This is a genomic window from Lentzea californiensis, assembly GCF_024648825.1.
Classification (GTDB): Bacteria; Actinomycetota; Actinomycetes; order Mycobacteriales; family Pseudonocardiaceae; genus Lentzea; species Lentzea californiensis.
Map to the genome: position 1 here is coordinate 181,386 of NZ_JANBBE010000004.1, position 23,252 is coordinate 204,637.

General features: G+C 69.7%; 23 protein-coding genes and 1 tRNA gene. 7 read left to right on the plus strand and 17 right to left on the minus strand.

Going from position 1 to position 23,252, the window contains the following annotated elements; all coding sequences use genetic code 11:
• Positions 1–103: 103 nt before the first annotated feature.
• The 4 genes from bcp to LX88_RS17850 all read right to left on the minus strand — a co-directional run bounded on the left by bcp (position 104) and on the right by LX88_RS17850 (position 3,234).
• The gene (bcp, locus tag LX88_RS17835) at positions 104–571 is read right to left on the minus strand and encodes a thioredoxin-dependent thiol peroxidase (RefSeq protein ID WP_258948908.1); all 468 of its coding nucleotides are present in this window, start codon (positions 569–571) and stop codon (positions 104–106) included.
• A gap of 10 nt (positions 572–581) precedes the next feature.
• Positions 582–1,109, minus strand: coding sequence for a hypothetical protein (locus LX88_RS17840; protein WP_090068421.1), 528 nt, complete (start codon positions 1,107–1,109; stop codon positions 582–584).
• Between the two features lie 336 nt (positions 1,110–1,445).
• Positions 1,446–2,474, minus strand: coding sequence for an LLM class flavin-dependent oxidoreductase (locus tag LX88_RS17845; RefSeq protein ID WP_258948909.1), 1,029 nt, complete (start codon positions 2,472–2,474; stop codon positions 1,446–1,448).
• A gap of 7 nt (positions 2,475–2,481) precedes the next feature.
• Positions 2,482–3,234, minus strand: coding sequence for a hypothetical protein (locus LX88_RS17850; RefSeq protein ID WP_258948910.1), 753 nt, complete (start codon positions 3,232–3,234; stop codon positions 2,482–2,484).
• A gap of 70 nt (positions 3,235–3,304) precedes the next feature.
• On the opposite strand from LX88_RS17850, the gene LX88_RS17855 reads away from it, so the two are divergent.
• Positions 3,305–4,375 carry an NAD(P)-binding domain-containing protein gene (locus LX88_RS17855; protein WP_307790613.1) on the plus strand — a complete coding sequence of 357 codons (1,071 nt, stop codon included), beginning with the start codon at positions 3,305–3,307 and terminating at the stop codon, positions 4,373–4,375.
• A 184-nt stretch (positions 4,376–4,559) separates the two neighbouring features.
• On the opposite strand, the gene LX88_RS17860 is transcribed toward LX88_RS17855, so the two are convergent.
• Entirely contained in the window at positions 4,560–5,174 is a 615-nt protein-coding gene (locus tag LX88_RS17860; protein ID WP_258948912.1) for a DedA family protein, read from the minus strand.
• A gap of 360 nt (positions 5,175–5,534) precedes the next feature.
• Here LX88_RS17860 and LX88_RS17865 point away from each other — a divergent pair, with 360 nt between their 5' ends.
• A complete protein-coding gene (locus tag LX88_RS17865) occupies positions 5,535–6,644 on the plus strand; it encodes an ATP-binding protein (protein WP_258948913.1) in 1,110 nt (369 codons plus the stop codon).
• A 91-nt stretch (positions 6,645–6,735) separates the two neighbouring features.
• Here the strand turns inward: LX88_RS17865 and LX88_RS17870 are convergent.
• Positions 6,736–6,812 (minus strand) — tRNA-Leu (locus LX88_RS17870).
• A gap of 132 nt (positions 6,813–6,944) precedes the next feature.
• Between LX88_RS17870 and LX88_RS17875 the strand changes: the two genes are divergently transcribed.
• Positions 6,945–7,166, plus strand: a complete 222-nt coding sequence (locus LX88_RS17875; RefSeq protein WP_090068433.1) for a DUF3618 domain-containing protein — start codon at positions 6,945–6,947, stop codon at positions 7,164–7,166.
• On the opposite strand, the gene LX88_RS17880 is transcribed toward LX88_RS17875, so the two are convergent.
• On the minus strand, positions 7,163–7,777 hold the full coding sequence (locus tag LX88_RS17880) for a TetR/AcrR family transcriptional regulator (protein ID WP_090068435.1): 615 nt from the start codon (positions 7,775–7,777) through the stop codon (positions 7,163–7,165). The genes LX88_RS17875 and LX88_RS17880 overlap by 4 nt on opposite strands.
• A 281-nt stretch (positions 7,778–8,058) precedes the next feature.
• On the opposite strand from LX88_RS17880, the gene LX88_RS17885 reads away from it, so the two are divergent.
• Complete coding sequence (locus LX88_RS17885; RefSeq protein ID WP_258948914.1) at positions 8,059–8,715, plus strand: hypothetical protein; 657 nt, start codon at positions 8,059–8,061, stop codon at positions 8,713–8,715.
• On the opposite strand, the gene LX88_RS17890 is transcribed toward LX88_RS17885, so the two are convergent.
• Entirely contained in the window at positions 8,687–9,442 is a 756-nt protein-coding gene (locus LX88_RS17890) for a class I SAM-dependent methyltransferase (protein WP_258948915.1), read from the minus strand. The genes LX88_RS17885 and LX88_RS17890 overlap by 29 nt on opposite strands.
• On the minus strand, positions 9,439–10,575 hold the full coding sequence (locus tag LX88_RS17895) for a carboxylesterase family protein (protein ID WP_258948916.1): 1,137 nt from the start codon (positions 10,573–10,575) through the stop codon (positions 9,439–9,441). Before LX88_RS17895 ends, LX88_RS17890 begins: the two co-directional genes overlap by 4 nt.
• A 110-nt stretch (positions 10,576–10,685) precedes the next feature.
• Between LX88_RS17895 and LX88_RS17900 the strand changes: the two genes are divergently transcribed.
• The gene (locus tag LX88_RS17900) at positions 10,686–11,723 is read left to right on the plus strand and encodes a zinc-dependent alcohol dehydrogenase family protein (protein ID WP_258948917.1); all 1,038 of its coding nucleotides are present in this window, start codon (positions 10,686–10,688) and stop codon (positions 11,721–11,723) included.
• Here the strand turns inward: LX88_RS17900 and LX88_RS17905 are convergent.
• The 3 genes from LX88_RS17905 to LX88_RS17915 form a co-directional block, all read right to left on the minus strand.
• Positions 11,704–13,176, minus strand: a complete 1,473-nt coding sequence (locus LX88_RS17905; protein WP_258948918.1) for a flavin-containing monooxygenase — start codon at positions 13,174–13,176, stop codon at positions 11,704–11,706. The genes LX88_RS17900 and LX88_RS17905 overlap by 20 nt on opposite strands.
• A 130-nt stretch (positions 13,177–13,306) precedes the next feature.
• A complete protein-coding gene (locus LX88_RS44300) occupies positions 13,307–13,669 on the minus strand; it encodes a zinc ribbon domain-containing protein (protein ID WP_308203448.1) in 363 nt (120 codons plus the stop codon).
• Positions 13,670–13,969 (minus strand): hypothetical protein, encoded by a 300-nt coding sequence (locus tag LX88_RS17915; protein ID WP_258949215.1) that lies wholly within the window; start codon positions 13,967–13,969, stop codon positions 13,670–13,672.
• A 154-nt stretch (positions 13,970–14,123) separates the two neighbouring features.
• On the opposite strand from LX88_RS17915, the gene LX88_RS17920 reads away from it, so the two are divergent.
• Positions 14,124–14,717, plus strand: coding sequence for a TetR/AcrR family transcriptional regulator (locus tag LX88_RS17920; RefSeq protein WP_258949199.1), 594 nt, complete (start codon positions 14,124–14,126; stop codon positions 14,715–14,717).
• On the opposite strand, the gene LX88_RS17925 is transcribed toward LX88_RS17920, so the two are convergent.
• From LX88_RS17925 to LX88_RS17940, 4 genes are all read right to left on the minus strand, one after another.
• Positions 14,683–15,390 carry a type 1 glutamine amidotransferase gene (locus LX88_RS17925; protein ID WP_030479202.1) on the minus strand — a complete coding sequence of 236 codons (708 nt, stop codon included), beginning with the start codon at positions 15,388–15,390 and terminating at the stop codon, positions 14,683–14,685. The two genes, LX88_RS17920 and LX88_RS17925, sit on opposite strands and share 35 nt — an antisense overlap.
• Positions 15,383–16,630, minus strand: coding sequence for a MurT ligase domain-containing protein (locus tag LX88_RS17930; protein WP_258948919.1), 1,248 nt, complete (start codon positions 16,628–16,630; stop codon positions 15,383–15,385). Before LX88_RS17930 ends, LX88_RS17925 begins: the two co-directional genes overlap by 8 nt.
• Before the next feature lie 77 nt (positions 16,631–16,707).
• A complete protein-coding gene (locus LX88_RS17935) occupies positions 16,708–17,193 on the minus strand; it encodes a helix-turn-helix domain-containing protein (RefSeq protein ID WP_258948920.1) in 486 nt (161 codons plus the stop codon).
• Between the two features lie 116 nt (positions 17,194–17,309).
• Positions 17,310–19,244 carry an LCP family protein gene (locus LX88_RS17940; protein WP_258948921.1) on the minus strand — a complete coding sequence of 645 codons (1,935 nt, stop codon included), beginning with the start codon at positions 19,242–19,244 and terminating at the stop codon, positions 17,310–17,312.
• 86 nt (positions 19,245–19,330) lie between these two features.
• Between LX88_RS17940 and LX88_RS17945 the strand changes: the two genes are divergently transcribed.
• The gene (locus tag LX88_RS17945) at positions 19,331–22,261 is read left to right on the plus strand and encodes a glycine--tRNA ligase (protein WP_258949200.1); all 2,931 of its coding nucleotides are present in this window, start codon (positions 19,331–19,333) and stop codon (positions 22,259–22,261) included.
• Between the two features lie 61 nt (positions 22,262–22,322).
• Here LX88_RS17945 and LX88_RS17950 read toward each other — a convergent pair whose 3' ends face one another.
• On the minus strand, positions 22,323–23,111 hold the full coding sequence (locus LX88_RS17950) for a chitosanase (protein WP_258948922.1): 789 nt from the start codon (positions 23,109–23,111) through the stop codon (positions 22,323–22,325).
• Positions 23,112–23,252 lie beyond the last annotated feature (141 nt).

Genomic DNA, 23,252 nt, shown 5'->3' on the forward strand with positions numbered 1-23,252 from the left:
CGGAACAGGGGCGGCTTTGTTGCACGCCCTCGAACCCAACATACCTGAAAAAAGGGCCGCCGTCGCAACAGGAGCGACGGCGGCCCTCGTGTTCGGCGGGAAATCAGGCGGGGAGTTCGCGCAGGAGCTTGGCGACGTGGCCGGTGGCGCGCACGTTGTACATCGCCTTGACGACCTTGCCGTCGGGGCCGACGAGGAACGTCGAGCGGATGACGCCCTGGACGGTGCGGCCGTAGTTCTGCTTCTCGCCGAACGCACCCCACTCGGTCAGGACCTTCTTGTCCGGGTCGCCGAGGAGCGGGAAGGTCAGGCCCTCGGCGTCGCGGAACTTCGCGAGCTTCTCCTGCTTGTCGGGCGAGACGCCGACCACCTCGTAGCCGAGGTCGTTCAGCTGCGCGAGGCTGTCGCGGAAGTCGCAGGCCTGCTTGGTGCAGCCCGGCGTGCTCGCGGCCGGGTAGAAGTACACGACCACGGACTTGCCGAGGTAGTCGGACAGGGACACCGGCTTGCCCTCGCTGTCGGGCAGCGTGAACGCGGGCGCGGTGTCACCAGGTTCGAGACGACTGGTCATGCCCGGAAGACTAGGCCTGGCCCTCGAAGACGGTGGGCGCGTCCTGGCCCTGCCCGCCCGGCTGGATGGTCAGCTGCACGCGCACCGGGGACTCGGGCACCGCGAACGCCAGCTGGAGCTGGGTGTCGCGGCCCGGCGGGAGTTCGGCGACCGCGGCGGCGAGGCCGTTGAGGCCCTGCACGGAGTCGACGAGCTCTGCGGCGGGTTCACCGTCGGCCGTGGCGCGCACGGAGAGCTGGGAGGGCCGGTAGGGGGCCTTGGAGCCGTTGTAGACGGTGATCGTGAAGACCGCGGTGCGGCCGGCCTTCGGGATCGCCGTTTCGGACGGCACGAGGGAGCGGGGAGCGGACACCACGACGGACAGGCCCGAGGCCCACACGCGTTGCGTGCCGTACGCGGCGGCACCGGACGCGCTCGGCGTCTCGGCTCGCTGCTCGACCGTCAGGTTCTCGTCGGGGGTGACGGCGACACTGGGGCCCGCACATCCCGCCACGGCCAGCAACAGGCACAGGGCCGCGGCCGATTTGGCGAACTTCACGAACTCCCCTTTCCCACCCCGGCGGTGGGTGTGGACGACTCACGTCAACTGTGACGGTGCCGAAGAGGGAAGTACGAATGAAAGAGGCCTCTGAAGCGGACCTGGTGCCGGGACGTGGCCGACTCGTGATGGGCGGCGTGGGCGGCGCCACAGAGTGCGCCGGCCCCACGCCGTCCTGCGGCCGAGGCCGCGGGTCACGCTAGGGAGCGCGTCGGGGGGCGTGCGCGCTCATACCGATCATCGCCCACTGTGTGCCCCGCGCTACAAGCGGAGCCGTTTATCACCCGTTCAGACCAACTAGAGTCGTACAAAACGTGAAGCTCACGCCTGGCCGACTCACGTATGTGCGGCTGAACGGCCCAGCGACGGCGTCCGTTCGGCCAGCCCCGCGAGGAGCTCGAACGAACGCAGGCGGTCGTCGTGCCCGTGCACGATGGTCGTCACCATGAGCTCGTCGGCCGCCGTCGACTCCATCAACTCGTCGAGCCCGGCGCGGACCGTGGAGGGGGACCCGATGACCTGGCTGGCCATGCGGTCCTCGATCACCAGCTCGTCGATCTCGGTGTACGGGTAGTCCGCGGCCTCCTGCGGCGTGGCCAGCGGAGCCGGGCGGCCCTGGCGCAGCCGCACGAAGGAGAGCGCTCCCGGACCCGCGATGTAGCGGGCGTGCTCGTCGGTGTCGGCGACGACGACCGAGGCGCACACCATCGCGTACGGCTCGTCGAGCACCTCGGACGGCCGGAAGTGCCGCCGGTACAGCTCCAGCGCGGGCAGCGTGTTCTGCGCGCTGAAGTGGTGGGCGAACGCGAACGGCAGGCCCAGCACGCCCGCCGCCTGCGCGCTGTAGCCGGACGAGCCGAGCAGCCAGATCGGCGGCTTGTTGCCGGCGGCGGGCACGGCGTTGAGCTCGGCGGTGCCCTCGAAGTACTTGATCAGCTCGGTCAGCTCCTGCGGGAAGTTCTCCGCGGAGAGCCCGGCCTCGGTGCGCCGCAGCGCCCGCGCCGTCTTCTGGTCGGTGCCGGGCGCGCGGCCGATGCCGAGGTCGATGCGGCCGGGGTGCAACGCCTCGAGCATGCCGAACTGCTCGGCGACCACCAGCGGCGCGTGGTTGGGCAGCATGACGCCGCCCGAACCCACGCGGATCGTCCGGGTCGCGTCCGCGATGTGCCCGATCAGCACGGCCGGCGCGGACGAGGCGATGCCCGGCATGTTGTGGTGCTCGGCGAACCAGTAGCGGTGGTATCCGAGGCGTTCGGCCTGCTGAGCGAGCTCCCGCGAGTTCCGCAGCGCGGTCGTCGCGTCCGACCCCGACGTGATGGGGGCCAGGTCGAGAACGGACAGCGGGATCTCAGTCAGACGGCTCATGCATCGATCAACACCGATACTTCGTGACTTCTTCCGTGAGCCTGGTAACTCGTTTCGCGGCCTTCTCGTAGGTGGTGCCCTCCGGGTGCAGCGTCAGCACCGCGACGATGCTGAACCAGCACGTCCCGGACGTGTGCAGCGCCGGTGACTTCGTGTCCAGGTCCCACTGCACGCGCGGACGCGGCCTGTCGACGCACGGTTTCGCCGGGTCGCCGAACCCCGACCAGCCCTGCTTGAACGCGGGCTTCCACGTGGCGGACGGCAGCCCGAACGACTGGTCGAACCCATCAGACGCGCACTTCTCGGCCCGCTGCAGGTGGCCCATGATCGTGTGCCGCACCTTCGGCTTCGCGTCCTCCAGCACGTACCGGTAGATCTTCACGACGTCCGAGGCGCTCACGGCCGTGTAACCCCACATGCCGCGGTTCTCCGGAGGCCGCGTGTCGTCGAGCTTCAACCGCTCGGCCGTGCGCACGACGAGCTGCTCCCACCCGTTCTCCACCCACAGCTCGCTCGCCGCGTTGTCGTCGCTGACCCGCAGCATGGGTTCGATGCGCGGGTCGTCGCCCCGCGTCTCCAGCTGTTCGATCGCGATCAGGATCTTCACCAGGGACGCGGACCTGATCGGTTTGTGCACGTCCCGGCCGGTCACCTTGTGCGTGATCCGGTCGTAGACCGCGTAGGAGGCCGTCGGCTCGGGAACGGGGGCCGTCGTGGAAACGGGCGCCGCGAGCAACGCCATCGTCAGAGTTAGGTGCACGCTCCCGGAAGTTAGCGGTCACCCGGACCTTTTGCCCGATGTTTTGTGGGTCACAGGTGAGAAGAACCGGCTGCCTCCTTCCGTTGACCGGGATGTGACGGATGTGGTGGTGATCGGCGCGGGACAGGCGGGCCTGTCCGCCTCGTACTTCTTGCAGCGGCGTGGCGTCGGCCACGTGGTGCTGGACGCGAACGACGCTCCCGGCGGCGCCTGGCTGCACCGCTGGCCGAGCCTGCGCATGCGGACCGTGCACGGCATCCACGAGCTGCCCGGCATGCCGTTCGAACAACCCTCGCCCGACGAGCCCGCCAACGAGGCGATCCCGTCCTACTTCGCCCGCTACGAACAGCTCTTCGACCTGCCCGTGGTGCGCCCGGTGAACGTCACCCAGGTGGTGAACGACGGCGCGCTGCTCGAGGTGGAGACCACCGGCGGCGTCTGGACCACCCGCGGTCTGATCAACGCGACCGGCACGTGGCGCCGCCCGTTCTGGCCGTACTACCCGGGCCAGGAGACGTTCCAGGGCCGCCAGCTGCACACCGCCGACTACCAGGGTCCCGCCGAGTTCGCGGGCAAGCGCGTCGTGGTCGTGGGCGGCGGCGCGTCCGCTACGCAACAGCTGATGGAACTCGCTCCCTTCGCAGCGGAGACCCGCTGGGTGACGCGGCACGAACCGGTGTGGCGGGAGGGTCCGTTCACCGAGGACTACGGCCGCTGGGTGGTCGGCATGGTCGAGGAACGCGTGCGAGCCGGCCTGATCCCGCGCAGCGTCGTCAGCGTCACCGGCCTGCCGCTGACCGACCAGACCCGTGCCGCCATCGCCTCCGGGGTGCTGGACCGCAGGCCGATGTTCGAGCGCGTCACGCCAACCGGTGTCGAGTGGGCGTCCGGGGAACGCTTCGACGCCGACGTCATCCTGTGGGCCACCGGGTTCCGGCACGACCTGGACCACCTCGCGCCGTTGCACCTGCGGGCCTCCGGCGGCGGGATCCAGGTGGACGGGACCCGCGTCGTGTCCGACCCGCGGATCCACCTCGTGGGGTACGGGCCTTCGGCCAGCACGATCGGGGCGAACCGGGCCGGGCGCAGTGCCGTTCGTGAGCTGATGGGCTACCTGGACAGCTTGAAGGTCGCGAACTAGGCGGCCTGGGCTGGGACTGGCCGGAGTCGCTGCGTGCGGACGTGGTCAAGGGACGCGAGCGGTACGGGTGTGGCGTGTGAACTGGGGTGCTGCAACCTGTCGCAGTTGACCGGCGTTGCCTGGCCATGTGGGCAGACTCGGGGGCCGCAAGTGGCTTCGGCGTGACACCTGCGGTGCGGGGCGTTCAGACTCGTGAGTTGGCGCGCCTCTTCGCGAGCCGGGTGACCACGAAGATCAGCACGGCCACGACGGCCAGGCCCAGGACCACCTTCGAGCCGATGCCCACGTACTGCTCGACCAGGTGCCAGTTGTCGCCCAGCAGGTAGCCCGCGAGGATCAGCGCCGTGTTCCACAGCAGGCTGCCCGCGGCGGTGTAGGCGAGGAACGGTGCTAATCGCATGCGTTCGACGCCGGCCGGGATCGAGATCAGGCTCCGGAAGACCGGGATCATGCGGCCGAAGAAGACCGCTCGGTAGCCGTTGCGCAGGAACCAGGCCTCCGTCCTGTCCACATCGGACACCCGGATCAGCGGCATGCGGGAGGCGATGCGGCGGACCCGGTCACGGCCCAGCACGGCGCCGATCCAGTACAGCAGCAGCGCGCCCACGACCGAGCCGAACGTGGTCCAGAGGATGGCGTCGAGCAGCGACATCTTGCCCTGGGCCGCGGTGAAGCCGGCCAGGGGCAGGAAGACCTCGCTCGGCAGGGGCGGGAACAGGTTCTCCAGCGCGATCGCCAAAGCCGCTCCGGGTGCGCCGGCCGTGTGCATCAGGTCGGTGACCCAGTCGACCAAGTTCATGGTTCCAAGCTACGGACGGGGTGGCCGGGGGACATTGGGGTGAGCCGCAATGTTGGGGTGGGGGAAACCTCACCTCGACCGGGGGATGACCACTAGGGGGAGCCGAATATCCCGTGCTCACCCGAAGAGCGCGATCGTTCCGGGCGCCGTCGCGACCGTCCGGAACGTGCAGGGTGAGAGTCCTCACGCCGGTCGCCCTCGCGGCCTGATCGCGGGCCTAGGGCGCACGCCGGGGACGGTCCGCACCGAGCCGATCATTCCTCCACAGAGGATTTGGTGGGACTTGGACATGTGTCGTTGGTCCACATCGTTCCGGAAAGGCCTTTCCGGTCCGAAATCGTTTGACTACGATCGTGTTCGATGGCTGACCAGGTGGGGACGTGTGCGTTCTGCGGCACCGCGGCCGCCACCTCCCGGCGCAGACAGGCGCGGTACTGCTCGAACGCGTGCCGGCAGCGGGCCTACCGGCAGCGCGTGCACGAACCCGTTACGGCACTGGACAGTTTCGTCGGCCGCGACGCCGAACTGGCCCGTCTCGGCGGGTTCGCCGGCACGCGCGTGCTCACGCTCGTCGGGCCGGCAGGGGTCGGGAAGAGCAGGCTGGTCAAGGAGTTCGCCGGGAGCCGGGCGGTGTGGGTCGAGCTCGCGCCGGCGAACGACGTGGCGCGCGCCTGTGCGGCGGCGCTCGGTGAGCCGGTCGGGGAGCCCGTGCTGAGCACGCTGGTGCGGGCGCTGGCGGGTTGCGACACACTGCTGGTGCTGGACAACTGCGAACGCGTCGCGGGGGAGTGCGCGGCGTTGCTGGAGCCGTTGCTGCTCGGCTGTCCCGGTCTCTCGGTCATCGCGACCAGCCGCGAACCGTTGCGGGTGCCCGGTGAGGTCCTCTTCGCGGTGCAGCCGTTGTCGATCACGGACGCGGTGGCCCTGTTCGCCGACCGGGCCCGCGCGAACCAGGTGGGCCTGCGGCTGGGCGACGGGGACGCGCTGGCCGCTTTGTGCGCGCGTCTCGACCGCCTCCCGCTGGCCATCGAGCTCGCGGCCAGGCTGGTGACCCTGTTGCCCGTCAAGGAGGTCCTGGCGCGGCTCGACGACCGCCTGGAGCTGCTCAACCGGGGAAACCGGACCGCCGCGGCACGCCACCAGAGCCTGCGCGCCGCGATCGGGTGGAGCTACGACCACCTCAGCGCCGACGAGCAGCACGTGTTCCGGTGCATCTCGAAGGGCCAGGGAGGCTTCGGGCTCGACGTCGCGGTGCAGGCCTGCGACCTGCCCTCGGACCGTGTGCTGGTGCTGCTGTCCGCGCTCGTGGCCAAGTCGCTGCTGACGTTCACCGGGGCCGGCAGGTTCGAGCAACTGGAGTCGGTCCGGCTCTACGGAAGGGAACGGCTCGCGGAGCAGTTCACTGGAGGAGGCTCAGCCGCTGATCGGAAGGTGGTCCGCCGCGGGGCGGCCCCTGCGGCGAACCACTGAAAAGCCCTGACCCGGGGTGCGGGGTGCCCCCGCAGGACACGCTAGCTGACCTGGGTGAACGTGCTCCGTGAGCACACTCGGCCGAGGAAGATGGTGAGGTCGGGGGGACTCGAACCCCCACTGGCTGGGACCTAAACCCAGTGCCTCTGCCAATTGGGCTACGACCCCTCGGGTGGAAGCCTATAGGCACCCCATGTACACGCTCTCCTGGGTTGCCCGAAGCGGCTCTCCCGGGTCGCGCGAAGCCGCACTCCCGGCCGTCCACTACGGTTGTGGGCAGAACCGCTGCTAGGAGGACATGTGGCTCGCGATCCCGACACCATCCAGCGCGAGATCGAGCAGGCTCGCACCGCGCTGGCCGCCACCCTGGACGAGCTCAGCGAGCGCGCCAACCCGCAGAAGCTCGTCGAGCAGGGCAAGTCGTCCGTGCTCGACGTGCTGAGCCAGCCCAGGGTCAAGTACACCTTGATCGCGGTCGGCGCCGTGGTCGGCTTCGCGCTGGTCCGCAAGCTCTTCCGCTAGGAAACTCGCACCAACGGCAGGAGCACCTGCTCGACGACCTTCTCCACGAACGGCTCGTCGAGCGGGTCCCCGGTCAGCATCAGCCGGTAGATCAGGGCCGCGCCCGCGATCTCGACCGCCATGCCGCGCGGTGCGTCGGCCTTGAGCTCGCCCCGTTCGGCGGCCCGGTCCAGGATGCCGCGCAGCACGTCGCGCTGCGAGATCAGGAACGTCTCCCGGAACGCCGTCGCCAGCTCGGGCTCGTGCGGAAGTTCGCCCACGAGCGCCTGGGCGGCCTTGCCGATCGGTCCTGAGAGGAACGCGGCGAACGACGAGAGGAACTCGCGCAGGTCTCCGGCCAGTGAGCCGGTGTCCGGTGCCGCGAGGTTCTGCGTGGCGAGCTGGGTGCACGTGTCGATCACGAGATCGAGCTTCGACTCCCACCGCCGGTAGATCGTCGCCTTGCCCGCTCTCGCACGGGCCGCCACCGCGTCCATGGTGAGGGCCCGGTACCCGACCTCGGCCATCACCTCGAGCGCCGCCTGACGTAAGGCGTCGTCCCTGCTGGCGTCGCGAGGACGGCCCCGCTGGGGGACCCTGCCCTCGTTGACCGCCGCTGTCGACACAGCCATGCCACCTCCTCGTACAAGGGCACGGCTGATGCGTGTCCTCCCCGCCCCTTTGGCGGCACATCCTAGGCGTTCTGCCCCACTCGCAGGGTCAGCAGCACCCGGTTGTTGCATCGTGTTGTGTTCGCCGGGGCCTGTGCGATTTCCGATGGAGCTCCCGCCTTCCGAAGGGGCGACCGGGAAAGACCGGGCGTCCGCGGACTTCCTGTCGGAAGCCTGAAGATCGACCGAGGCGGTCCGAGGTCAGGTGTAACGCAGGTCACACACCGTCCTATATCCCGTGCATGAAGGCAACGCGTCTACTCCCCGCCCTCGCGGCGGCCGCCGCGCTGGCGCTGGCGCCCGGCCTCGCGCTCGCCGATCCCGGAAACGGCAAGGGGAACGGGATCACGAACAACACGAACGTCCCACCGGGACAGTCCAAGCAGGACACTTCCACGCCCCAGCCGCCGTCGGAAGCGGACTTCGGCGGCGACGGCGCGAACGTGCCCGGTCCGTACGTCTCGACGCGTGACGGCTCGCCGTCGCAGAACGGGAACGGCACGGGCGAGGCGAACGGCAGACCGTGCGCCGGCTGCGTCGGCAAGGCTGACAACAAGAACCCGCCGGGCCACCAGCCGGGCGGTTCCGACGCCGACTCCGGCTACGAGTGCGACTCGAACCACGGCGTGGGCCGCGGCAACCCGGCCCACACGGGCTGCACCCCGGCGGTGAAGCCCCCGCCGACCACCATCCCGTCGGTCCCGCCGGTGGTCCAGCAGGGCGGAGCCCCACCGGCGCCTCAGGCTGCGCCGGCGCATGAGGCGGCTCCGGCTCACGAGGTCGCGGAGGACCTGGCGTTCACCGGCTTCGACCTGCTGCCGCTGGGCCTGGCCGGGCTCGTGCTCGTGGGTGGCGGCGGCGCCGTGGTGGTCATGGCCGACCGGGGCCGGAGACCCTGACCGCGAGGGCCAGCTGGGTCAGGTACCGCTTCACGATCCGGCCGTCGTAGCGCGTGTCGATCAGCTGCCGGACGTCCGCGAGCAACCGGTCGCGGTCCGGCAGCACGATGTGGTTCGAGTACGTGAGGAGCAGGTCCGCGTACTCCTCGGTGCTGTACGCCTGCTCCCACTCGTAGCGGTGGAACTCGGGCTCACCGAAGAACGGGCTCTCGTCGAACTCGCAGGGGATCGCCGAGGCGGGAGACTGCCGCAGGTTCGGTGGTGTGGACGGATCCCAGCGCTCGTAGCACTCCTGCACGTCCACGAAGAACTGCTCGGTGCCGCCCGCGACGTGGTGCGTCGAGATCACGGCCAGCGAGCCTCCCGGCCGCAGGGCCGCGGCGCAGCGGGCCATCCGGGTGGCGGGGTCGAGCCAGTGGAACGCCGTCGCCGACACCACCAGGTCGAACGGGTCCGGTAGCGGCCAGGCGTCGAAGTCCGCCACGATCACCCTGGCGACGGGGGCGTGGGCACGGGCGACAGCCGCCAGATCGGGACTCAGCTCGACCGCCGTCACCTCGCCCAGTGCCGTCAGCGGCAGCGTCGCCTGGCCTGTTCCGGGACCGATCTCCAGGATGCGCGGGCCGGACAGGCGTTCGAACAGCTGCGGGGGATAGGTGGGACGTGCCCGGTGGTACCGGACCGCGTCCTCGCCGAAGGTGGTGCGCAAACGTTCGCGGCCGGTCATCCGCCGAATTCAAGCGAGCGGGACGGCAACGCGTCCAGCCCGTTTCGCGCGAACGTCGTCCAGGCGCCGCGCAGTGTCTTGGCCAGCACTGGATCCGGTTCCTGGCCGGCGAGCATGCCCGCCCCGAGCCAGCCCTCCGGGTCGAACAGGAACGGCAGCTCCATGCAGTGGCACGAGCCCAGCGGGGCATCGGACGGTGCCCCGCTGAACAGGTAGGTGGCGACCCGGCCGCCCGCCGCCGTCCAGTCCTGCGCCAGCTGACGCGCCCCGCCGGCGAAGATCAGCTCGGTCACGGTCTCCCAGTGCTCCCGGCTCGGCACGTACGGGCTGCCGTCGTCGGCCGTGTGCCCGACGAGCAGCTCGACGCGCGACGCGGCCGCCGTGAGATCGGCGTCGACCTCCGGCGCGAACGGCATGCTGCCCGACGGGAAGAACTGGGAACCGACGGCAGCGATGGCCGCGACCTGGGCCGCCAGCACGTCTTCCACCGAGGTGGAGGCGTCGACGGAGATCGCCGCGCGCAGGGCCGCCGTCATCTCCGCGCGTTCGGGGCTGCGGGTGCCCATCGGCGCGCTCTGCATGATCGCCCGGTGGAACAGGCCCTCGGTGTCGGTGAGCATCAGCGCGTACACCGAGTCGCCGCCGGCGGACTGCCCGAAGACCGTGACGTTCGCGGGATCACCGCCGAACGCCGCGACGTTGTCCCGCACCCACCGCAGCGCGACGAGCTGGTCGAGCAGACCGAGGTTGTCGCGCAGGTAGCCGAAGACGCCGAGGCGGTAGCTGACGCTGACGACCACTACGCCTTCCGAGGCCAGCAGTCCGGCCTCGTACTTCGTGGACTCGCCGCTGCCGGTCACGTACGCGCCGCCGTGGAACCAGACCATCACCGGCAGACCGGACGCACCGGCCGGAGCGGTCACCGAGAGCACCTGGCAGTGCTCGTCGAACGAGAGGCCCTCGACCGAGTTGCCGACCACCGCCGCCAGTGCCGACGGGGGCTGCGGGCAGGCGGGGCCGCGCCGCGAGTCGTCGATCACGCCGTCCCAGGCGACCGGGGACGGCGCGGCGAAGCGGTCAGCTGTCGCATAACGGATTCCGCGTGCCCGTACGAGGCCTTCGGCAGTGATCACCCCGCTGATACTAAGCACGAGTAAGCAATTCCACAGTGTCTCGATTCGGCGGGAACGCCGGGACAGGAGCACGATGTAACGGTTGGGCAACGAGACAGAGGAGGCGCCCGGTGCGGGCTACGACGATCTACGGCACCCGAGACATCCGAGTCGAGGAGGTGCCGGACGCGGCCCTCCAGGAGGCCACCGACGTCGTCGTCCGGGTCGAGCTCGCGTGCATCTGCGGCAGCGACCTGTGGGCGTACCGGGGCGTGGCCAAGCGCGAGGGCGGGCAGCGGATCGGGCACGAGTTCCTCGGCATCGTCGAGGAGGTCGGCGGCGAGGTCCGCAGCGTCCAGGTCGGCGACCGGGTCATCGCGCCGTTCGTGTGGAGCGACGGCACGTGCGCGTACTGCCAGGCCGGGCTGCAGACGTCCTGCCGCAGCGGCGGTTTCTGGGGCAGCAAGGGCAGCGACGGCGGGCAGGGCGAGGCCGTGCGCGTGCCGCAGGCCGACGGCACGCTGGTCCGGGTTCCCGCGGACGCGCCGGCGGCGTTGCTGCCCGCGTTCCTGAGCCTGAGCGACGTCATGGGCACCGGGCACCACGCCGCCATGGGCGCGGGTGTCGGTCCCGGCAGCACGGTCGCGGTCGTCGGTGACGGCGCGGTCGGCCTGTGCGGCGTGCTCGCGGCCAAGCGGCTCGGCGCCGAGCGGATCATCGCGATGGGCCGCCACGAGGACAGGGCGAAGATCGCGAGGCTCTTCGGCGCCACGGACCAGGTCTCCGAACGCGGTGAGGCCGCGATCGAGCGGATCAAGGAGATGACCGGCGGGCTCGGCGCGTCCGCGGTGCTGGAGTGCGTCGGCACCGAGCAGTCGTGGGAGACCGCGATGGGCATCGTGCGCGACGGTGGCCGGATCGGCTACGTCGGTGTGCCGCACGAGATGCCGGGGCTGCCGCTGGGCAAGTTGTTCGGCCGCAACATCGCCATCGGCGGCGGTGTCGCTCCGGCACGCGCGTACCTGCCGGAGCTGCTGGCCGACGTGCTCGCCGGGCGGATCGACCCCGGTCCCGTGTTCGACCGGACGGTCTCGCTCGACGACGTCGCGCTGGGCTACCAGGCGATGGACGAGCGGACCGCCCTGAAGGTCATCGTGCAGCCGTCGTGAGCACGTAGTCCTCGGCGCGCACGCGCTTGGTCCGCATCCAGTACCGCCAGGTGAATCCCGGCCACACGGTGCGGTTCACGCCCTGCGCGTCGAGGTACCAGCTCTTGCAGCCACCCTGGGTCCACACGCCCTTGGTGAGCTTCTGCTGGAGCTCCTCGTTGAACTCCTGCTGGGCCTCCACTCGCACGTCCAGCTCCTCCGCGCGGTGTTTTTCGAGGAGCTGGAGGCACTGCGAGATGTACCGGATCTGGGACTCGATCATGAACACGACCGAGTTGTGCCCGAGTCCGGTGTTGGGGCCCAGCAGGAAGAACAGGTTGGGGAAGCCCGAGACCGTGATGCCGTAGTAGGTCTCGATGCCCTCCTGGCGCCACTGCTTCGCGAGGTCGACGCCGCCCTTGCCCTGGATGTCCAGGTAGTCGAACGAGTCGACGACGTGGAACCCGGTGCCGTAGATGATGACGTCGACCTCGTGCTCGACGCCCGAACTGTCCACGACGGACTTCTCGCGCACCTCGGAGATCTTGTCCGTCACCAGGTCGACGTTCGGGTTGCCCAGCGCGGGGTAGAAGTCGTTGGAGATCAGCACGCGCTTGCAGCCCATGGTGTAGTCGGGCTTCAGCTTCCTGCGCAACGCCGGGTCCGGCACCTGCTTCTTCATGTGCCGCAACGCGATGCCCTGCGCGAACTGCATGATCTTCGGGTTGACCGCGAAGCCCAGCGCGGAGGACTCGCGTGTCCAGTACACGAAGTTGCGGTAGGCCCGTTGCGTGAAGGGCAAGGCGCGGAACAGCTTCTGCTCCCAGCCGTTGATCTCGCGGTCGGCCTTGGGCATGATCCACGGCGGCGTGCGCTGGAAGATCTTCATCGACGCGACCTGGCCGGCGATCTTCGGCACGAACTGGATCGCGGACGCGCCGGTGCCGATGACGGCGACGCGCTTGCCCGTCAGGTCGTAGTCGTGGTCCCACTGCGCGCTGTGGAACGCCTTGCCGCTGAAGTTCTCGATGCCGGGCAACTCCGGGACGTTCGGGATGTGCAACGCGCCGACGCCCGCGACCAGGGCCTGAGCCGTGTACGTGTCGCCCTGCTCGGTGGTGATGTTCCAACGCTTGGCCTCGTCGTCCCACTGCGCGCCGGAGACCTTGGTGTTGAAGCGGATGTGCGGCCGCAGCCGGTACTTCTCGGCGACGCGCTGCAGGTAACCGAAGATCTCGCCCTGCCGCGCGAACATCCGCGACCACTTCGGGTTCATCTCGAACGAGAACGAGTACATGTGCGAGGGCACGTCGCACGCGCAGCCCGGGTAGGAGTTGTCCCGCCAGGTGCCGCCGAGGTCGGCGGCCTTCTCCAGCACCACGAAGTCGTGCTCGCCGCGGCGCTTCAGCTCGATGGCCATGCCGAGGCCGGAGAAGCCGGTGCCGATGACGACCACTTTCGTCTCTCGGTGCATGGGGAAGTCCCTCCGCTCGCGGTAGCTACTTCGCAGTAGGTTACCCCGAGTAAGTTACGAGCGGTAGACTCCATTTCTGTCTTTCCCCGTTCTTGCGACGGGGCCCTGCACGCCTCGAGGCGTGCAGCCACTACGGGCTGTACCTCGCGGCACAGGTTTCCTGTTTCACGGCCGATTGCGGAAGGGTGGGCCCTTGCCGTCCGACATCAGCTCCGCAGGCATCGGCCGAGTTGTCTCGGGCTACGGCTCGACCAGCCGCAAGGATGTTCTTCGCCGCGTTGTGGTCCCGGTCGTGCCGGGTGCGGCAGCTCGGACACGTCCAGTGCCGGGCAGACAGTGCGAGTTCGGCGAGTCGATGCCCACACGCGGAGCACGTCTTGCCGGAGGGGTTGCGGCTGGTCACCGCGAACTCGGCGAGGCCGAGATCGACCCCGATCGCCTGTCCGGCAGGTTCAAGCGGGGCAGGAGCATCCGTGTCGACGGCAAAGGTCACTTACCAGCGGTCATCCGGCTCGCGGCAGACCACGACCATGGTCGGAACGAGCAAGGTCACGTCGATGTCATCGAAGGACCACGCGAACCGCAAAGGTGTGGCGATCTTCGCCAGTGTCAGCACGCCGGCACGAATCCGGAACGCCGAACGTGTGAAGTGTGCGCTCTGGCGTCCGGTGCGCGGCTTGAACCTGGGGTAACGGGTGCGCCCGCTGAAGAAGTTCCGCAACGCGGTCTGCTGGTGCCGCAACGCGCGCTGCAACGGCACGCAGGACACCTCCGAGAGGAATGTGAGCTCCATGTGCGGTTGAGGATTCTGGTTTGCTCAGGAGTGGGATAGGCCCGGCACCTGTACGCCGTTCGCACAAGCATCAAAGTACTAGGAGAACGATGTCGGACTTTGGCAGGAGGCTGTCGTGACAGCTCCACGGCGCCGCATGCCCAAGGCCCAGCGCATGGCCCAGATGCTCGCCGTCGCCGAGGAGATCTTCGCCGAACAGGGCTACCTCGCCACCTCGATGGACGAGATCGCCGAACGGGTGGGCGTCTCGAAGCCGATGCTCTACGAGTACTTCGGCTCGAAGGAAGGCCTGCTCATCGGCTGCATCCACCGTGCCCGCACGGAGCTGCGGGAGAAGACGGCGGCGGCGATCGCGGGTGCGGCGAGTCCCGAGGAGTTCCTGAGGCTCGGCCTGCTCGCGTTCTTCGAGTTCATCGACGAGCACCGCAGGTCCTGGGCGTTGCTGCGGCAGGAGGCGGCTGTGGCCGTGCCGTCGGCGCAGGAGGAGGTGGAAGGCATCCGCCAGCAGCAGACGGACATGATCGGGGCCGTGCTGGCGTCGTTCACGCCGGAGATCGACCCGCTGGAGGCGGAGGCGTTCGCCGAGATCGTCGTCGGCGCCACGGAACGGCTCGCGGTGTGGATGGAGCGCAGGCCCTCGGTGGGGCCCGCGCTCGCAACCGACTACGTGATGGCCGTGATCTGGCCTGGTGTCGCGGACCGGTTGTTGCCGGTCAGCTCGCTGCCTTCACCCGCTCCGCCCGCATAGCGGTGACGGCGGGCAGGTCCAGGGGCGCGGGCTTCACGCCCGTCGCCCACTCGATCAGCAGGTCCGCGATCTGCGGGTTGCGCGGCAGCACCGGGCCGTGCAGGTAGGTGCACAGGATCCGGCCCTGGACGGCGCCCTCGACGCTGCCGTCGTTGCCGGTGCCGACCTTGACGTGCGCGAGCGGGCGGGCGGCCGGGCCGAGCACGGTGCGGCCCTGGTGGTTCTCGAAGCCGGACAGCACGCCCTCGAACAGGCCGTTCGCCGGCTCGGCGAGAACCTCGCCGATCGCGCGGCTGCCGCCGGCGTGCGAGGTCGAGTCGATCAGGCCCATGCCGGGGTGCGTGACGTTGTCGGCACGGGTGAAGCTCTCGCCGAAGATCTGGATGCCGGCGCAGACGCCCAGCACCACGGCGTTCTTCGTGACGGCGCGCTGCAGGCCGGGGTGCTCGCGCAGGTGCTTCACCGCCAGCGTCTGCGCGGTGTCCTCACCACCGCCGACGACGTAGATGTCGCACGAGTCCGGCACCGGCTGGCCGTAGTTGATCGGCACGATCTCGGCTTTGATGCCGCGCCACGTCATGCGCTTCTCTAGGACCACGGCGTTGCCGAAGTCGCCGTACGTGCCGAGGAGATCCGGCAGCACGAGCGCGATCTGGATTGTCGACTCACTCATCAGCGGCAGCCCTGGCATTCAAGTCGCGGAACGCGGTGTAGTTGGCGATGACCTCGACCGCCCCCTGCGGCATCTGGTCGATGGCTTTCAGGGGGTCGGGCACGATCGTGTGCTGGACCTCGGCGTAGGTCAGGCGGACGGCGAGATCGGTCGCCCGTTCGCCGGACGCGATGACCGTGCGGCCCTGGAGGCGCTCGAACGGGACGTCCCACAGCCAGCTCAGGTCGCGGCCGTCGGCCTCCTGGGCGTTGATCACCAGGACGGCCGGGTGGTTGGCCTCCTTGACGACCGTGAGGGTCTCGCTCCAGCCCGCCGGGTTCTTGCTGAGCAACAGCCGCGCGCTGCGGCCGTTGCGCTGGATCGTGCGGTAGCGGCCGCTCACGTTGGAGACACCGCGCAGGCGGCGCACCGCCTCGTCGGCGGGGACGCCCATCGCGTGGGCGGCCGCGGACGCCATGACGGCGTTGGCCTGGTTGAACTTGCCCGGCAGCGTGAGGCGCAGTTCGAGCTTCTGGTGGTCCGGCGTTATCATCGCCTCGTCGGCGGTGATCCAGTTCGGGTGCGGGCGCGAGAGGTCGCAGCCCGTGCAGTGCCAGTGCTCGCCCTGCCAGCGGATCGGGTTGCCGCAGCGCGGGCAGCTCGCCGAGTCGTGGTGCCAGCCGGTGCCGGTGGCGACCCAGACGACCTTGGAGGCGTTCCAAGCCGCGCTCGTCACCATCACGTCGTCGCAGTTCGCGATGATCGTGCAGTTCTGCAGCTTGTCGACGGCGTCGCGCAGCGACCGTTCGATGGTGCGGACCTCGCCGACCCGGTCGAGCTGGTCGCGCGAGAGGTTCAGGATCACCGCGACGGACGGGTTGCTGGCGCCCGCGACGGACGGGAAGTAGGCCTCGTCGCACTCCAGCACCGCGTACGGCGCGTCCGGCTGCTTCGAAAGCGCCGTGACGTGGCCGTCGGGCATGTTCGCGCCGCTGTGGTTCGTGGCGACCTCGCCGAGCGCGCCCACGGCCCGCGCCAGCATCATCGTGCTGGTGGTCTTGCCGTTCGTGCCCGTCACGACGGCGACCCTGCGGCCCTGGGTGAGGCGGTTGAGCGCCTGCGGGTCGAGCTTCAGCGCAACCCGGCCGCCGATCATGCCGCCGGCGCCGAGACCCATCTTCTGGGACAGCGTGGAGCTCAGGTTGCCCAGTTTCACGGCGGCTGCGGTGCGCAGGGGGAGGCGGGCGGGGGAATCGTTCACCCCGGCGATGTTACCGGCGCAGCCGTTCGGCCCTTTCGGACGGCCGCCAGCGTTGGTGTGAACGGGGTTCGGTACAACTAGCGACTCAGTGCCCGCAGGATCCGGATGAGCTCCACCGCCGGCAACTGGCACAGCTGCGCCATGTTCTCGAGCGCGGGCAGGTCGAGGTGCACGTCGGGTGAGGCACCTGGCGGCAGTGCGTGCAGCCGTCCGGCCGCCCACCGTTTGAGGGGCAGGATCCGCGGGTTGTCGGCCGCGGCGATCGAGGTGAGGCTCAGCGTCAGGTGCCCGGCGGGGGTGTCGCCGAAGAAGCGTTCGTGCACGCGGGCGAGGACCTGGTGCGCCGGGACGTCGAGGGCGTGACAGATCTCCACGAGACGGACGACGGAACACTGCCGGGTGCCGAGCTCGTAGGTCGCCAGCGTCTGCAGAGAGATCTCGGTCTGCAGCCGCTTGTTCAGCTCCTTGCGGGTCCATCCGCGCTGCTTGCGAAGGCTGCGGATCTCGTCACCGAGCACGCGCTGGTACGCCACTGTGTCGATTTGGCCGTTCGCAGTCTGCACCCTGGTCCTCCACCCCGTGAGCGGGTCTCACGGTGATGGAAGGCCCCAGTGCTTCGCCGCTTACGCAACTTGCCAGGAGAACCCCCCGAATGGGGGATACATATCTACTCTGAGTATCAGTTCACGCAGCGCACACCGTCTGCGGAGATGGGCGGAGGGGCCGCGGGGTCAGCCGGTTGCTGACGCGCACCGTCCAGGGCGAGTACTCCGGAACCGGCGAAACCCTGCGTGCCGGGACCCGAGTAGTCCGATCCGAGGAAGACGCGGACGGCGCCGGCCGGCACGTTGACGTCCTCTTCGACGTTCAGGCCGCCGAGCGTCTCCTGGACCGCGTTCGCGCCCGTCTCGCCACCCCTGCCGTACCGGACGACCGACGACGCCATGGCGTCGGCGTTGCCCGTCTGACCGCCCGTGAAGCCCTTCGCGACGAGCGACTGGAGCACCTTGCCGGCGAGGCCGGGCTGGCCGGAGGCGTTGCGGACGTCGACGGTCACCGAGGCCTTGTCGAACTTCGGGTCCGCCGGGGTCGACGACGGTGCCTTGCCGAGGTTCTTGACGAACGTCCGCACCTCGGACTCGATCACCTCGACGGCCGAGCCGTCCTCGGGGGTCTGCAGGTCGGGGTTGCCGGTCGGGATCGTCTGGAACGTCATGTTGCCGCCCGTCATGTCCTTCATCTGCAGGGCGAACTTGGTGATGTCCCAGCCTTCGTCGAGCACGATCGCGCCGCTGACGGCCTTGATCATCTCGTTGCGCTTGGTGCTGTCGGTGAGCACGCCCGCGGACAGCATCTTCTTGGCGAGGCCCGCCATGAAGACCTGCTGGCGCACGACGCGGTCGAGGTCGCCCAGCGGCAGGCCGTGGCGCTGGCGGACGAACGCGAGCGCGTTCTTGCCCTCGATGGTCTGCTGGCCCGCGGGGAAGTTCGCGCCGGAGAAGCTGTCGCGCACCTTGGCGTTGAGGCAGACGTCGATGCCGCCGATGGCCTTGGTGATGTCGTAGAAACCGACCAGGTTGACCTCGGCGTAGTGGTCGATCGTCGCGCCGGTCAGGGTCTGGATGGTCTCGATGAGGTTCTTCGCGCCCGCCTTGCGCGACTCCATCTCGACCTCGGGCGCGGGCTTGCCGCTGCCCTTGAGCTTCTCGGCGGCCTGGTTCTTGGCGAAACCATAGGCAGAGTTGATCTTGTGCCGCCCGAACCCGCCCGCGATCTTCACGTAGGAGTCGCGCGGGAACGACACGGCGTAGGCCTTGCCGCTGTCGTTCGGGATGTGCAGCAGGATCAGCGTGTCGGTGTTGAAGCCGCCGTCGTCGGTGCCGCCCGCCTGCAGTTCGTTGAGGATGTTCTGCGGCAGCGGGTTGCCCTTGGAGTCGGTGCGGCTGTCCATGCCGACCAGCAGGATGTCGATCGCGCCGTCGGCGGGCTTCTCGCCCGCGTCGGCCAGGTTCAGGTCCTGCTTGGTCAGGCCGTCCGTCAGCGCGGTCAGGTTCTGCCACGCGATGCCGGTGACCAGCAGGATCGTCGCGGACACCATGCTGATGAAGATCTTGGCGCCGGTGGACGCGCCGCGCTCGGCCTTGCTCGGGCGGCGGGCCGGTGCGGGCCTGGGCCTCGGGCGGGGCGCGGGTGCGGCGGCCTCCGCCTTCGCGGGCGTGGTGCGGACCGTGGGACGGTCGGCGACCGGACGCGGGCGCGGGGCGGACGACGAAGCGCGGGCTGGTTCGCGGCGCGGTGGTTCAATGCGCTTCGGGGGTTCCCGGCGAGGCGGTTCGGCACGGCCGGCCGGCTCGCGGCGCGGTGGTTCGACGCGCTTCGGAGGCTCCCGGCGCGGGGGTTCGGCAGCACCGGGCTGCCTGCGCGGGGGCTCGGCCGCACGTGGCGGGACCTGCGGGCGGCGGGGCTGGCCCGTCTGGGGACGCGGGGTGGCGGAAGGTCGCCTGGGATTCCCTGTCGGGTCTCCCGGCCGCGGCGGCCGGTTGTCCACACCCACTCCTCTCAGCACATCCGGGTACACCAAGTAGACGTGCGGGGCCGCCACTCGGTTGTGCACAGGGTGGCACAGTGGCGGAGACCACCTGATCGAGGCCCCTTGACCAGCGGTTTTGCTTGTTTCGTAGACTCGTCGCCGTGTTGACGATGCAGGACGCGCTGCTCGCGCTGACCAAGTACTGGACCGACCGAGGTTGCATCGTGGTGCAGCCGTTCAACACCGAGGTCGGGGCGGGAACGCTGAACCCGGCCACCGTGCTGCGGGTGCTGGGTCCCGAGCCGTGGCGCGTCGCCTACGTGGAGCCGTCCGTGCGGCCCGACGACGCCCGCTACGGCGAGAACCCGAACCGGCTGCAGACGCACACCCAGTTCCAGGTGATCCTCAAGCCCGACCCGGGCGACCCGCAGGAGCTCTACCTCGGTTCGCTGGAGGCGCTGGGCATCGACGTGCGCGGGCACGACGTCCGGTTCGTCGAGGACAACTGGGCCTCGCCCGCCCTGGGCGCCTGGGGCCTCGGCTGGGAGGTCTGGCTCGACGGCCTGGAGATCACCCAGTTCACCTACTTCCAGCAGGCCGGCGGCATGACGCTGGACCCGGTGTCGGTGGAGATCACCTACGGCATCGAGCGGATCATGATGGCGCTGCAGGGCGTCGACCACTTCAAGAAGATCGCCTACGCGCCCGGCATCTCCTACGGCGAGGCGTTCGGCCAGGCCGAGTACGAGATGTCGCGGTACTACCTCGACGACGCGGACGTGGAGGCGAACAAGCGCCTCTTCGAGGAGTTCGCGGCCGAGGCCCGGCGCATGCTCGACGCCCGCCTGCCCGTTCCGGCGCACAGCTTCGTGCTGAAGTGCTCGCACATCTTCAACGTGCTGGACGCGCGCGGTTCGATCTCCACGACCGAGCGCGCCCGTGCGTTCGGCCGTATGCGCGGACTCGCGCGTGAGGTCGCCGCGCTGTGGGCGGAGCGCCGGTCCGAGCTCGGGCACCCGCTCGGTGTGGCCGAACTACCGGCCGTCGCCGAGAAGCCCTCGTCCTTCGCGGACGTCGCCGCGCCGGCCACGCTCCTGTTCGAGATCGGCACCGAGGAACTGCCGCCGCACGAGGTGATCCGGACCGTCGACGCGGTGCGCGCCGCGGTGACCTCGAAGCTGGCGGCGACCCGGTTGTCCAGCGGCGAGGTGACGGTGCACGGCACGCCGCGCCGCATCGTCGTGCTGGTGCCCGCGGTCTCGCCGCGTGAGCCGGACGCCGAACGCACCGTGCGCGGTCCTCGCGTTTCCGCTGCCTTCGACGGCGACGGCAACCCGACGAAGGCCGTGCAGGGCTTCGCGCGCGGTCAGGGCGTCGAGGTCTCGGCGCTCGGGCGTGTGGAGGAGAACGGCGTCGAGTTCGTCGCGCTGACCAAGTCCGACGCCGGCCGTGGCGCCGTCGAGGTGCTGAGCGGGCTGCTGGCCGAGGTCGTGTCGGACCTGCGCGCCGAGAAGAACATGAAGTGGAACGACCCGAAGCTGTCGTTCACCAGGCCGATCCGCTGGCTGCTCGCGTTGCTGGGGGAGACCCCGGTGCCGGTCGCGGTGTCGTCGCTCGCCTCGGGTACCTCGACGCGCGTGCACCGCACGGCCGGCGTGCCGGTCGTCGAGGTGTCCCAAGCGGACGGTTACCTGGAGTTCCTGCGGTCGCACGGCATCCAGGCCGACTCGTCGGTGCGTTCCGCCTCGATCGTCGCCGCCGCACAGGACCTGGCCGCGTCGGTCGGCGGTGTCGTCGAGGTCGACGGCCTGCTGGACGAGGTGACGAACCTCGTCGAGTGGCCGACGCCGATCCTCGGCTCGTTCGAGGAGCGGTACCTGGAGCTGCCGGGGCAGATCCTCACCACCGTGATGCGCAAGCACCAGCGCTACCTGCCGGTGCGGTCGGCCGACGGCACCCTGCTGCCGCACTTCGTGGCCGTGGCGAACGGTGCCGTGGACGCGGACCTGGTGCGGGCCGGCAACGAGGCCGTGTTGCGCGCCCGGTACGAGGACGCGGCGTTCTTCTGGCGGGCGGACCTCAAGACGCCGCTCGACGAGATGAAGTCCGGTCTGGCGAAGCTGACGTTCGCGGACAAGCTCGGCTCGATGGCCGACCGGGCGTCGCGGATCGCCGCGCTGGCCGGCCGGTTCGCCTCGGTGGTCGACGTCGACCGCGAGACGCTGGACCGGGCGGGCGCGCTGGCCAAGTTCGACCTCGGCTCGCAGATGGTGATCGAGCTGTCGTCGCTGGCCGGCGTGATGGCCCGCGAGTACGCGGCACGCGCGGGCGAGACGCCCGAGGTCGCACTGGCGTTGTGGGAGATGGAACTCCCGCGTTCGGCAGGCGACGCGCTGCCGTCGTCGGTGCCGGGCGCGCTGCTGTCGCTGGCGGACCGCTTCGACCTGCTGGCGGGCCTGTTCGGCATCGGCGCGCAGCCGACCGGTTCGTCCGACCCGTTCGGCCTGCGCCGCGCGGCTCTCGGCGCGGTGACCGTGCTGCGGGCGCACCCCGACCTGCGCGCGATCACGCTGCCGGTGGCGCTTTCCCTTGCCTCCGAGGGACTTGAGGTCTCTGCGGAGGCCCTGGAGACGGCCCGCGAGTTCGCGGTGCGCCGGTACGAGCAGGCGCTGCTCGACGGCGGGCACGAGCACCGGTTCGTGCAGGCGGTGCTGCCGCTGGCCGACTCACCGGTGCTGGCCGACGAGACGCTGGCGCAGCTGGAGTCGCTGGCCGGTGACGAGTCCTTCGACGCGCTGGCAGCGGCTTTGCAGCGGGTGCGGCGGATCGTGCCTGCCACCGTCGAGGGCTCGTACGACGCTTCGGTGTTGTCGGAACCCGCCGAGGTGGCGCTGCACAAGGCGTTCGACGGGGTGCCGCGCGACGTCGTCGGGCTGGCGGCGTTCTTCGCGGCCGCTGAAGGGCTGACCGGGCCGATCAACACGTTCTTCGACGAGGTGCTGGTGATGGCCGAGGACGAGAAGGTCAAGGCGGCTCGGCTCGGGCTGCTGGCGTCGATCCGGGACTTCGCGGCGCCGGTGCTGGACTGGACGCAGCTGTAGGAACCACGTGCGAAGAGGGGCGCTCCGGTCTGGAGCGCCCCTCTTCTGTTGTGGCAACGAGCTAGTTGATGCTGAAGCTCTGGCCGTAGACCTTCCACTTCAGCGGTGTGTTCAGGTCGAGGTTGCCGGCCTTGAGCCACACGCGCTGCGCCGTGTCGACGCGGCTGGTGTTCTCGTGCGCGGGTTCCTGCTTCATGGTCCACACGCGGGCGTCCATGAAGGCGTTGAGCCAGGTGGTCTCGTTGCCGCCCTGCGACGGCGGCTTCGCCTTGCCCAGCGCGCGTTTGCGGATGCCTGAGAAGTCCAGGCTGCCCCAGCCGTCGCCGTGCATGACGATCGCGTCGTAGTACGCGAACTGGCCCAGGGCGCGCACTCCGTCGGCCTTGGCCTGGCGCAGGGCCGGGTTGAAGTAGACGCGGTCGCGTTCAGACTCCTGTGCCGCCTTGAAGACGGAGTCCTTGGCCGCTGTCTTCCAGTCCTTGGTGTAGTTGGGGTCGAGGCCGGAGTGCGAGTCGGTCCCGTTCACCCTGCGCAGTGCGGGGAGGTACTTCTCCAGCACGTTGCCCGGTTTGCGGGACTTGTAGAGCTCGACGAGGTCGAGCATGTCACCGGTGCCGCTGCAGAAGCCGATGATGCCGGCGGTGTAACCGCGGCCGTCGTCGATGTCCTCGATGTAGCCGAACTGCGCTTTCCAGTCCGTGGACGAGTTCTCCGCGCTGGACACGATCTGCATCGCGATGTCCTTCATGCGCGGGTCGTTCAGGTCGGCCGCCTGAGCGGTGCCCGTTGTCGCGGTGGCGATCGCGACGCATGTCAGAACTGCGGCCACCACTCGGCCTGAGATCCTCATGCATTCCTCCCGGGGTGTCCCGGGCGGCGGTGCAGCAACGGTAAGGGGTCCGGACGTTCATCGGCAAGAATGTTTACAAATTTACGAAAGTGGAGGACGCCCTGGTCAGGGCGCCCTCCACTTCTCATGTGTGAAACCGCA